General features: G+C 38.8%; 13 protein-coding genes. 6 read left to right on the top strand and 7 right to left on the bottom strand.

Annotated features, from left to right (window positions below):
• Window positions 1–197 (bottom strand): hypothetical protein (locus PL9214_RS31685; protein WP_072722614.1); only part of this gene is annotated, 197 nt, incomplete at its 3' end.
• 1,412 nt (window positions 198–1,609) lie between these two features.
• On the opposite strand from PL9214_RS31685, the gene PL9214_RS28195 reads away from it, so the two are divergent.
• Together PL9214_RS28195 and PL9214_RS28190 are read left to right on the top strand one after the other, a co-directional pair.
• A complete protein-coding gene (locus tag PL9214_RS28195) occupies window positions 1,610–2,524 on the top strand; it encodes a DUF1822 family protein (RefSeq protein WP_072722612.1) in 915 nt (304 codons plus the stop codon).
• Window positions 2,525–2,574: 50 nt separating this feature from the next.
• On the top strand, window positions 2,575–3,474 hold the full coding sequence (locus tag PL9214_RS28190) for a hypothetical protein (RefSeq protein ID WP_072722611.1): 900 nt from the start codon (window positions 2,575–2,577) through the stop codon (window positions 3,472–3,474).
• A 27-nt stretch (window positions 3,475–3,501) separates the two neighbouring features.
• On the opposite strand, the gene PL9214_RS28185 is transcribed toward PL9214_RS28190, so the two are convergent.
• The 4 genes from PL9214_RS28185 to PL9214_RS28170 form a co-directional block, all read right to left on the bottom strand.
• A complete protein-coding gene (locus PL9214_RS28185; protein WP_072722441.1) occupies window positions 3,502–3,765 on the bottom strand; it encodes a hypothetical protein in 264 nt (87 codons plus the stop codon).
• Window positions 3,766–4,167: 402 nt separating this feature from the next.
• On the bottom strand, window positions 4,168–4,545 hold the full coding sequence (locus tag PL9214_RS28180) for a hypothetical protein (protein ID WP_072717379.1): 378 nt from the start codon (window positions 4,543–4,545) through the stop codon (window positions 4,168–4,170).
• Between the two features lie 181 nt (window positions 4,546–4,726).
• Window positions 4,727–5,419, bottom strand: a complete 693-nt coding sequence (locus tag PL9214_RS28175) for a PDZ domain-containing protein (RefSeq protein ID WP_072722610.1) — start codon at window positions 5,417–5,419, stop codon at window positions 4,727–4,729.
• 146 nt (window positions 5,420–5,565) lie between these two features.
• Window positions 5,566–6,540: a tyrosine-type recombinase/integrase gene (locus PL9214_RS28170; RefSeq protein WP_083580231.1), complete on the bottom strand. Its 975-nt coding sequence runs from the start codon at window positions 6,538–6,540 to the stop codon at window positions 5,566–5,568.
• A 105-nt stretch (window positions 6,541–6,645) separates the two neighbouring features.
• Here PL9214_RS28170 and PL9214_RS28165 point away from each other — a divergent pair, with 105 nt between their 5' ends.
• Complete coding sequence (locus PL9214_RS28165) at window positions 6,646–7,266, top strand: Uma2 family endonuclease (RefSeq protein WP_072722609.1); 621 nt, start codon at window positions 6,646–6,648, stop codon at window positions 7,264–7,266.
• Window positions 7,267–7,342: 76 nt separating this feature from the next.
• Here PL9214_RS28165 and PL9214_RS28160 read toward each other — a convergent pair whose 3' ends face one another.
• On the bottom strand, window positions 7,343–7,573 hold the full coding sequence (locus PL9214_RS28160) for an addiction module protein (RefSeq protein ID WP_072722608.1): 231 nt from the start codon (window positions 7,571–7,573) through the stop codon (window positions 7,343–7,345).
• 376 nt (window positions 7,574–7,949) lie between these two features.
• Here PL9214_RS28160 and PL9214_RS33140 point away from each other — a divergent pair, with 376 nt between their 5' ends.
• Window positions 7,950–8,894 (top strand): tetratricopeptide repeat protein, encoded by a 945-nt coding sequence (locus tag PL9214_RS33140; RefSeq protein WP_369326008.1) that lies wholly within the window; start codon window positions 7,950–7,952, stop codon window positions 8,892–8,894.
• Here the strand turns inward: PL9214_RS33140 and PL9214_RS31680 are convergent.
• A complete protein-coding gene (locus tag PL9214_RS31680; protein WP_186440413.1) occupies window positions 8,891–9,046 on the bottom strand; it encodes a hypothetical protein in 156 nt (51 codons plus the stop codon). The two genes, PL9214_RS33140 and PL9214_RS31680, sit on opposite strands and share 4 nt — an antisense overlap.
• A gap of 387 nt (window positions 9,047–9,433) precedes the next feature.
• On the opposite strand from PL9214_RS31680, the gene PL9214_RS28145 reads away from it, so the two are divergent.
• Together PL9214_RS28145 and PL9214_RS28140 are read left to right on the top strand one after the other, a co-directional pair.
• Window positions 9,434–9,781 carry a hypothetical protein gene (locus PL9214_RS28145; protein WP_072722606.1) on the top strand — a complete coding sequence of 116 codons (348 nt, stop codon included), beginning with the start codon at window positions 9,434–9,436 and terminating at the stop codon, window positions 9,779–9,781.
• Window positions 9,739–10,380, top strand: coding sequence for a transposase (locus PL9214_RS28140; RefSeq protein WP_083580230.1), 642 nt, complete (start codon window positions 9,739–9,741; stop codon window positions 10,378–10,380). Before PL9214_RS28145 ends, PL9214_RS28140 begins: the two co-directional genes overlap by 43 nt.
• The last annotated feature ends 20 nt before the right edge of the window (window positions 10,381–10,400 follow it).

Raw genomic sequence — 10,400 nt, 5'->3', positions numbered from 1 at the left:
CGACTGGGGTTGAAAATTTGAATCGAAACCAAGAAAAGAAAAGCGAATAAAATCATAATCAAAACTCCCAGAGAATCGAAAGATTCAGCATCTCGAAATCGCCGTTGACAAGTCGAACAAAACTTATCATAAGGTCGATCTGGATGGGCGGTAATATGACATTTGGGTTTACCATGGCGATCATGGGGACAAGACATAAATGCCTCCTTAATGGGTGTCGGGTATCGGCTGTCAGGTGTCGGGTGTCAGGATGGGGAAAAAGAACTCTTTTAGCTCAAACTTGAAACCTCAAAGCTCAAACCCATTCCCCGACACCTGAAACCTGAAACCTGACACCTGCTAATAAAATCGGGTATAGTTTGGGAAATTATGCAGCGTTTTCACCTCACTTGATAATCTAGGGTTTCAAACTGACTATCGGAAGGGCGATCGCTCTTTTTACGCCTTTTAGTGAAATTTGTTATAAAAATTCATATTTGGGGTGTCGGGTTTCAGGTTTCAGGTGTCGGGAACAGGATTGACCCAAAGCGATAATTTTTATTCAGAAGATGATTGTCATCCTGAACGAAGTGAAGGATCTCTGTGGGGTCTGGAGGGATAGTAGAGATTCTTCCCTACGCTAGCGCGGAGTTTACCCTCGAACGAAGTGAAGGGTTCACAACACCCGAAACCCGAAACCTGACACCTGACACCCGACACCCGACACCCGACACCCATTTTTCCCTTTTGCATAAAACTGAACCCCGAAACGCCATAGATAGAATGAAAGCGAATCAGAAGTTAGTACCCGAACATGAACTTCCAGCAGAGGAATGAAGAAGATGAACGGTTAAAAAGCCTAGCATTGGAAGCTCAAACCTATCCGGTTTCGAGTANTCTCGAATTTAATGGTGATTGGGATATTCTCGGCTTTAAAGTTATTTTAGAAGTTCGGGAAGAAACGGGTCGTCTTGTTTTAGAAAAACAGGGTTATCTTCCTCCTAATCCTAAATTATTCCAGCATTTACAACTCCACTGGAATGACAAATATCGCAGCTTAGGTTCTCCAGCCAGAATTAAACCGCAAAGCATTATTCGTCAAGGTTCAATTCATCAGCGAATTAAAGCTTGTAAAACTTCTGCCGATGAATTGCGATCGCATCTGAAAACTTGGCTCAATTCTGATACATTTCGTCCCTTAGATCAACGACTTCGAGAAGAATGTCAACGAAATGAAGAAATTCGGGTATTAATTCGGACTTCAGATCTGACTTTAAAAAAACTACCCTTACATTTGTGGGATTTTTTTGAGAGTTATTCCAATGCTGAATTAGCGATTAGTCCCTTAGAATTAGAACCCCTGGCTGGAAATCAAATATTTCGCCCTGGCTCTCGATTGAAAATTTTAGCCATTTTAGGTCATCAAGACGGAATTAATATAGAAGCTNTCTCGTTAAACGACGATTAGCCGGACAAAGTTGGGAAGATATTTCTAAAGAATTAGGGTTAAAAATACCAACCCTATCTAGTTTTTATCAACGAGCTATTCAAAAGTTTGCTGTTAAAATCAAACACAATATAGAAAACTAATCCCTTAATCGTTCAACCCTATTCACCCTAATTATAACTTATGAATTCTCCCTTAACCATTCCCTTAACTCTTAAAGACCGTGATCTTGCTCAACGCTTTAAAAATCAGCAACCCAACTCTCAAAAAGCTGACCAAGTATATTCTCAAACCTTAGCCGTTTTAGCGGTAAATTATTACTGTCAATGGCTAGGAATCGAAACTGATTTAGATTCCGATGACAGTTGGAATCCGATTGTTAAACTTTTATCTAATTCTGCCGATTTAACTCTAAAAAACATCGGAAAAATAGAATGTTTACCCCTATTACCCGGAGATAAACGTGTTAAAGTTCCTGCTGAAGCTTTAGCCGATAGAATTGGATATATTGTTGTGCAACTCAGTGATGATTTTCGACAAGGAAATTTATTAGGATTTGTACCGTCTGTTTCCTCTGGAGAGTTGAAAATAGAAGAATTGCGATCGCTTTTAGAATGGATTGATTATCTGGAGAGTTTAAAGGAAAAACCGATTTTAAGCCATTGGTTACAAGGAATCTTTACTGCGAGTTGGGAAGCGGTAGAACAGATTGAATCTCTGCTAGAATCTCTACAAGAACAACCCGCCTTTAACTTCAGACATCGTTTAACCCATTCATCTCTTTCCCCCAAAATTGAACGTGCTAAATTATTTAACTTAGAACGCCAAGGAGAGCAAGTTGCCTTATTTGTCGGTTTAAATACTGTTAGTTCCTCCGAAATCGATATTTCTGTACAATTATATCCCCAAATTTCTCAAACTTATTTACCCCAAGATTTGCAAATGATGATTCTCGATGAAACAGGAAAAAGCGTCATGCAATCGGAAGCAGGAGGAAGTGAAAACCTACAGTTTAACTTCCGAGGAGAACGGGGAGAACACTTTAGTATTAAGATTGTTTTAGGAGATGTGAGTATTATTCAAGGTTTCGTGGTTTAATAGGATTGAGTGTCGTGCTTGGGTAAGTAAAATTTAGTGGGAAAAGCAACATGGCTAGAATTGCTATTCTCGAATTTAATGGTGATTGGGATATTCTCGGCTTTAAAGTTATTTTAGAAGTTCGGGAAGAAACGGGTCGTCTTGTTTTAGAAAAACAGGGTTATCTTCCTCCTAATCCTAAATTATTCCAGCATTTACAACTCCACTGGAATGACAAATATCGCAGCTTAGGTTCTCCAGCCAGAATTAAACCGCAAAGCATTATTCGTCAAGGTTCAATTCATCAGCGAATTAAAGCTTGTAAAACTTCTGCCGATGAATTGCGATCGCATCTGAAAACTTGGCTCAATTCTGATACATTTCGTCCCTTAGATCAACGACTTCGAGAAGAATGTCAACGAAATGAAGAAATTCGGGTATTAATTCGGACTTCAGATCTGACTTTAAAAAAACTACCCTTACATTTGTGGGATTTTTTTGAGAGTTATTCCAATGCTGAATTAGCGATTAGTCCCTTAGAATTAGAACCCCTGGCTGGAAATCAAATATTTCGCCCTGGCTCTCGATTGAAAATTTTAGCCATTTTAGGTCATCAAGACGGAATTAATATAGAAGCTGATTTAAAACTTTTGCAAAGTTTACCCCAGACAGAAGTTACATTTTTAGCCGAACCGAAAAAACATGAAATAAATGATCAACTTTGGGGACAAGCTTGGGATATTATCTTTTTTGCCGGACATAGTGAAACGGAAGGAGAAACCGGACGAATTTATATTAATCCGCAAGACAGTATCCCAATTGAAGAGTTATGGTATGGCTTAAAAAAAGCTGTTCAACGAGGATTAAAACTAGCGATTTTTAATTCCTGTGATGGCTTGGGATTAGCTGAAAAACTCGACGATTTGAAACCGGGTTTCTTGATCAAGCTTTTGATAGGAACCGAGAGATAACGTCAGAAACCCGGCTTCTTAATCTAACTAGGAATTTGAACCCCCAAACATTGCACCAAGAATAGCCGCACCGATAGCTACAATTCCCATTGTTCTTGTTGTTCCCATCGTCGTATCTCCTAACACATTGCCTTGGGTATCAATTGCCATATATTGTTCCCCATTAGCGCCTCGATAGCAGATAATAAATCCATCTTCAGCCTCTTGATAACCGACATACTCAGCAAAGGGGTGATACTGGGCAACGATTTCGACAAACATCCGGTGCATAACGATTTCAGAAGCAGCCATCTTAAAACTCCTCATATTTTGGCTTGATGACTACTAATCGTTATGAGAATTCAAAGTTATGCGGAGCAGGTGTCAGGTGTCAGGTGTCGGGTGTCAGCTAGAATACTTGACTTGTAAAGAGCATAGTCGTTATTAAAGTCAAACACTGTTCAGGGGACTGCTAGCAATCGAAAGTCATATTAGGACATTTCTGATACCTGTGAGCCTTAATGATCAAGCCTTCTACACCCGAAACCCGAAACCCGAAACCCGTTATCAAATCATAAAATTATCCGNAAAAAAAATCTCATCTTGGGAGATGAGAAATATAGACTACTTTGAAAGTATTAAGCTACTTTTTAGTTCAATATTTACTTTGAAGTAATTTGCATTACTAAAAGTTAACTGAGTAAATATTGCTAGTTAAACACGGTTAACCTTGGTTACGGCTGCTGATTTCCCTGTACGTTCATTAATGATTGTAATCCAGTTGTCATCTTCATCGATAATCACCGTAACCGTATCTCCAACTTCAGAGCCAATACGACCTGTATAGTAAACATCATATACGTTGCCAGTAGCAGAACTCTTGATGTAGATTGAGTCACTCCAAATTTTCGTAACAGTAAAGGCTTGCCGAGATTGAGCAATAACATAGGCAGGTGTATTCTGGAACGAAAGTTCTGTTGTCTGAGAAGGAGAGATCCCAACAGAATTAGCTAGTGCTGATAACGGAACCAATGAAGTAGAAAGGGTAGCTGCTAAAAAAGTAGAAACTGTTGCCAATTTGAGATAAAACATGGAAGTCTATACTCCTTGTTGGAGTGTTATGATTGTTTCTACTTCTTTATCGGGAAAGGTTGTGCCGATTATGCAAAAGAGGATAGTGGGTAAAAAAGTCCCACAAGTTTCATTGTTTGATCTCAACCCTCTGTTATTTGAATAAATTGTTTTATAGATATCAATGCAGAAAGGCGATCGCTTATAACTTAGAATTAGTATTAACATCACAAACTTTTAATTTCTGTTTTTCTTCAGGATGAGTTATGAAATATTCTTTTAACCAATCACATCCTGCTGCTAATAAACCATTTAAGTCTTTTTCTAGGCTCCAAATAAAAACTTTTCTGCCTCCTGTAGCTATATATTTACCATCAGGGGAAAACACGAGCTGACCTTGACCTTCTTCTGGAATTGTATATTTAGCAATCTGTTTTCCCTCTATACTCCAGATACTTAATTCATTAGGACTACCTAGAACAGCTATTTGCTGACTATTTGGGCTAAATTTACCTGTGTTTCCCGTGATAAATTGATCAAAATCAAGAGTAAATTTTTCACAATTAATAGTTTTTTCCTCTGTTATATAAACCAGATGTTCTCTCTCTGTCAGGACTTTTAGTTTTACAGGATTACCTGATCCCTTTTGAACGAGAAACTTATAAGCTTGATTTAGGGTAATATCAAAGACTTTATGACCATCTATTTCTAAAATAATATCACCAGGTTTTAATCCTGCTTTAATCGCTGTAGAGTTTTGGAAAACATCAAGAATTTCTAACCCCGTATTCTTATGATTTTTGTCAAGTAAAACGCCTTTTTTTGAAGGACTCAATAAAATGCCTAACGAAAAACAATCACCGTCTCCAAATTTTAGGATAACTAATTTATCCATGACCGCACCTTAGATGCTTGTTGTGATTTCAGATTACAAAATCTGCTGCAAGTGAGGCATCCCCTGAAGCAACTTTAACACTAAAGCGATCGCCTAATCTATGATTTTATATAGCCGTCGGAGCCGAGGTTAAGGCATTAATTTTCTTAAACCAAATCAGCCAACAAATCCGTCACTTCCCCCTGCTGATTTTTCCGATTATCGTCATAAATCATCAACGTATTCAAATCTGAATGACGGCTCAATTTCTGCACCTTCCGCACATCTCCATTCGTTGCTTCCAATGCTGCTGTTATCCCCGAATGACGAATCCGGTGAGGCGATAACGGTTTATTAATCCCCGCTTCTCTGGCAATTTGACTAACAATTTTATAAACCCCCGTTCCCGTCAGCCGATGTCCATAACTCGCTCTATCTAACGCAATAAACAACGGTTTAGAGCGTTTTAATTCTCGTCTCGCCACCAACCAATCTTGAAGTGCTTCCACCGTTGGCTTTGATAACGTTACCGTTTCCTTTTGCGTTCCCTTACCTTTCCCCAAAATCTTGAGTGTCTTCCCCTCCAAATCCAAATCCTCAAGATTAGCTTGACATACCTCTTCCCGCCGCAAGACATTATCCCACAGCAACCGTAACAAAGCATAATCCCGCTTTCCCTTAACTGTACGACGATTGGGAATTTGCAACATCCTCTTAAACGCCACCGGGGGAATTCCCGTCGTATCCCGATAAGTCTTGACCTTCTCTCCCTTTAATTCGGCTAGCGTCCAACTACATTGTCCAATCCGATAAGCGAATGCTACTAACGCTTTAATCGCGGCTAAACGTCGATTTATTGTGGCTTCTGATAATTTTTTGGATAACAATTGCTGCTTATAACCTAATACCAAACTTAAGGCTTGTTCCTTTGATAGCTGTAAAAACTCAATCACTAACTGGGCGGTTGGTTCTTGATGAGCAATAGTCCAAAAGAAATCCTTCAAATCCCGATTATAAGCTTTCCGAGTATTCTCCGAACGCTTCGTAGCTAACAAATCCTCCATCACATTGCGTTCAGCTAATGTCCCAACAACAGCAACTGGAACAATTTCAACAGCAGAATGAGACGGGAGGGTGTTCATAGGGATTATAGAGTGCGGAGTGCGGAGTGCGATTTAGATAGAGTTGAGGAACATTAGAATAGAATCTAGGTTTGATTTTATCTCAAATAACCCTAAACAAAGATTATGATTCAAGCTATACCTAAAACTGTAACGTTTGATGAATTTATTGCTTGGTATCCAGAAGGGTCGGGATGTCACTATGAATTACATAACGGAGAAATTGTCGAAATGCCTAAACCCACAGGCACACATTCGCGGGTAGCTGGTTTTCTGATTGCTGAATTGAACTTGGAAATTAGACGATTAAAACTTCCTTATTTTATCCCTAAAGAAAGCGTGATTAAATCGGCGCGTGATGAGTCTGGATATGAACCTGATGTGATTGTCATCGATGGACGACGAGTTGCAGAGAATCCCCGATGGGAAAAAGAATCAATTATTACTCAAGGAAGTTCTGTTCCTTTGATTATTGAAGTAGTTTCAAATAATTGGAGTGATGATTATGCTTTGAAATTAGAAGAATATGAAATTTTAGGTATTGCTGAATATTGGATTGTCGATTATTTAGGATTAGGAAGAAGAAGATTTATCGGGAATCCTAAACAACCGACGGTTTCTATTTACCAGCTTGTTGAAGGCGAGTATCAAGTCAGTCAATTTCGAGAAAATCAACGCATTGAATCATTCACTTTTCCAGAGTTAAGTTTAACCGCTTCTGAGATTTTCCAAGCTGGTCTTTATTGAAGTGCGATCGCTACGCTAGAAACGTTTTTTCCACTGATAAGCCTCATCTAAATCTAATTCAGCTTCCTCTAAAATTTTAATTTTCTATGTCATCTTTAATGATTCTTCGCTTAACTACTTCCCAAGATTCACCTTCATTTTCAATATTTTGATAAGAGGCTAAACGCCGATCTAATTCCTGTTTCTGAGATGGAGTTAAAGGAATTTGATCAGCATCCATAACAACACTTTCCCAAATATCCTCTATTAATTGAAGCTTTTCGGGAATAGTTAGGGGTAAAATTTGTTCAGATAATAGACTCTTCATAAATCAAACAATGTAACTTGACAATCTTTACTTTACTTAGCTTAACTTATTTTTACCATTTTGTGTCATTTTAATGATTGGAGATCGCTCTATTCCATATAGGTAAAACTATGAGTGAGTTGAAACGCTATTGGATTATTGTCCACTATGAAACCGAGTTGATGGCAGAAACGGAGTGGGATGCTTGTCATAATATTAGTCTGGGCAATAGGATTGTTGAAGAGGCGAGTATTGCTGCCCAAGAGATTTCCTCCAATGCCGATCTCAAAGCGTTGATTACTCAAACGAGGCTTACTGTTCGTAAAGAAGCGGCTCTGGCTATTATTCTGNTGTTCAACGAGGATTAAAACTAGCGATTTTTAATTCCTGTGATGGCTTGGGATTAGCTGAAAAACTCGACGATTTGAATATTCCCCAAATGATTGTTATGCGGGAATTAGTTCCCGATTTAGTTGCCCAAGCTTTTTTAAAATATTTCCTCCTGGCAATGACCAAAGGAGAATCCTTATATTGTGCAGTTCGAGAAGCACGGCAACGGTTACAGGATGAGTTTGAAGACAAGTTTCCCTGTGCAAGTTGGTTGCCTGTCATTTATCAGCATCCCGCCTATTTTCCTGAACTTTTCCAATATCCCCTTCAAAAGCAATTTTCTTTTTCAAAACAGGCAAAAGTCGCTTTACTTTTATTAACTTTAGGAGGGTTTAGTTGGTTTATGGTTAGACCGCCACTTGCTAAAACCTTACATAATCAATGGTGGGATTTTTATCAATCTGGTCAATTATCTCTAGTACAAATGACGCTCAAATTCGCTTTAATTTTAGAGCCTAATAATCGCGCTACCCGTTATACTTTAGGAAAGCTTTGTGAGTCGGTTCAAGACCTAGACTGTGCTCGAAAACACTTTCAATTTGCTGCCCAGGAAGGTTTGCCTGCTGCCTATAGTGATTTAGCTCGATTGATGATAGTTAAAGACTATGATTATAATCAAAGTGCTCATTTAAGTCAGTTAGGACTCAAATGGGTTGACGATGAGGATCAACAGGTGCGTTATTCCTTGTTGAAAAATCTAGGTTGGGCGCGGTGGAAACAGGGGCGCGATAGTGAAGCTTTAAACATTTTAGAAACGGCTAAGGAACTGAACCCTCAGCGCGCCGCCGCCTATTGTTTGATAGCCCAGGTTAAAGATGAACGGGGAGACAGGTTAGGAGCTTTGCCGTTTTGGAAAAGCTGTTTAAACTTAGCTCAACCGGAGTCTCCCGATGATGACTCTTGGATTGGATTAGCTCAAAAACGCTTAAGCACTACCCAAATTTCCCCTTAGTGAGGACATGGAATAATTCGACCGTCTGTATCTTTACATTGGGAGGTTTGAGAAGTATTATTCTTTTGAGAAGAGGTTTGAGCGATCGCTAAGGAATGTTGCATGAACAAGATGGATGTCAGCAACAAGACGGTTACGGGTTTCCATTGCATAAACTCGGCTCTCCTTTAGTTGAGGAAAAGCGAGTAGGCCCTACTGCTTTTGGATATCTATAAATCGTTATGCTGCTGGGTTTTTATGCGATTATCTGTTCTCAATGTATGAAAATTTGGTTCGATTTAGACTAATTTTTCGTTTTTTAAATTAACTAATATTCNATAGCTGTCCTCAATTTTAACTCTTTGGAAGATCTAAGTGCCTATTTGCAGACTCAAAACGATTAATCATGAATGAGATCATGTTGAGATAAGTGTACCCACTTCAGATATTATGATTGGTTTTCATCCCCCATTCAAACGTCAATTTCAAGTCAAATAATTTAAGTTATAATAGTTTTATTCGTAATTCATGAATAAAGAATATTGCTGACTAGCTCCCGAATGAAATCGGCTCAAAAACCTCAAGATATTGTCATCTTGCTCAAAGTTCACTGTTTAGATTCGATGTGGACTTATGATGACTTGGCAAAAAGTTTTATGAGTATCAAGCAAGATTTTCAGGGAGCATATTCCTCAAAACCTGCCAATGGCTCATCAAAATCATCGGACATAATCACCTTACCCGGAGAGCGAAAAATTTTGGGTTCTCACGCAATTTTGGTGATGGGTGTTAAGGCAGAAGGCAGGAGGCAGAGGGCAGAAGTAAAAAGGATAAAGAAGCTAAGAAAGAAAATTGTAATCAAGGGATGTGCGATGTTAAGCAAGGAACCAGGGTGCGGATGCAACTAATCACCCGTAAGTTCTTTTGTCTAGAATCAAATTGCCCACAAAGAATATTCTGTGAACGTATTGGCAGAGTAGTGGCTGCTTATGCTAGACAAACAATTCGACTTAACGATACGCTGCGTCTAAGACGATTACGTAAACAAAGGAAGAATTTGACACTTCAACAGCAACGAAAATTTCTCCAAGCCAAAACAACTTTTAAACTCCCCAATGCTCGACTTGTAGCACAGTGGTTATTAAAACCATTAGAACAATTAAATCTAGAACAGCAAACGTTTATCAAGTATGTGTGTGATGAGTGTCCAGAATGCCGCACACTACAAAACCTAGCCAAATCATTCCAAGAATTGATTAAACAACGCCAACCAGCAAATGTTTTAGATGAGTGGCTAGCACAAGCTCTTGGGAGTCAGATTATGGAAATGAAAAACTTTGCAGTTGGTATTCAGCAAGATTACTCGGCAGTCTCTGCTGCTCTCAAGTACGAATGGAGTAATGGTCAAGTTGAGGGACAAATTAATAAGTTGAAGCTAATTAAACGCCAAATGTATGGTCGAGCCAACTTAGATTTACTAAAAGCTCGTATGCTCTATGCAGTTTAAAACTCAGGTTGTCTATTTCT

The organism is Planktothrix tepida PCC 9214, assembly GCF_900009145.1.
Classification (GTDB): Bacteria; Cyanobacteriota; Cyanobacteriia; order Cyanobacteriales; family Microcoleaceae; genus Planktothrix; species Planktothrix tepida.
The sequence above is the reverse complement of the archived record's forward strand: the minus strand, read 5'-3'. Positions and strand labels throughout refer to the sequence as shown.

Bases quoted from the DNA above. Each gene is read 5' to 3' on its own strand.
- PL9214_RS28195 (WP_072722612.1), top strand. From the start codon at position 1,610: ATGAATTCTCCCTTAACCATTCCCTTAACTCTTAAAGACCGTGATCTT.
- PL9214_RS28190 (WP_072722611.1), top strand. From the start codon at position 2,575: ATGGCTAGAATTGCTATTCTCGAATTTAATGGTGATTGGGATATTCTC.
- PL9214_RS28185 (WP_072722441.1), bottom strand. From the start codon at position 3,765: ATGGCTGCTTCTGAAATCGTTATGCACCGGATGTTTGTCGAAATCGTT.
- PL9214_RS28180 (WP_072717379.1), bottom strand. From the start codon at position 4,545: ATGTTTTATCTCAAATTGGCAACAGTTTCTACTTTTTTAGCAGCTACC.
- PL9214_RS28175 (WP_072722610.1), bottom strand. From the start codon at position 5,419: ATGGATAAATTAGTTATCCTAAAATTTGGAGACGGTGATTGTTTTTCG.
- PL9214_RS28170 (WP_083580231.1), bottom strand. From the start codon at position 6,540: ATGAACACCCTCCCGTCTCATTCTGCTGTTGAAATTGTTCCAGTTGCT.
- PL9214_RS28165 (WP_072722609.1), top strand. From the start codon at position 6,646: ATGATTCAAGCTATACCTAAAACTGTAACGTTTGATGAATTTATTGCT.
- PL9214_RS28160 (WP_072722608.1), bottom strand. From the start codon at position 7,573: ATGAAGAGTCTATTATCTGAACAAATTTTACCCCTAACTATTCCCGAA.
- PL9214_RS31680 (WP_186440413.1), bottom strand. From the start codon at position 9,046: ATGCAATGGAAACCCGTAACCGTCTTGTTGCTGACATCCATCTTGTTC.
- PL9214_RS28145 (WP_072722606.1), top strand. From the start codon at position 9,434: ATGAAATCGGCTCAAAAACCTCAAGATATTGTCATCTTGCTCAAAGTT.
- PL9214_RS28140 (WP_083580230.1), top strand. From the start codon at position 9,739: ATGTGCGATGTTAAGCAAGGAACCAGGGTGCGGATGCAACTAATCACC.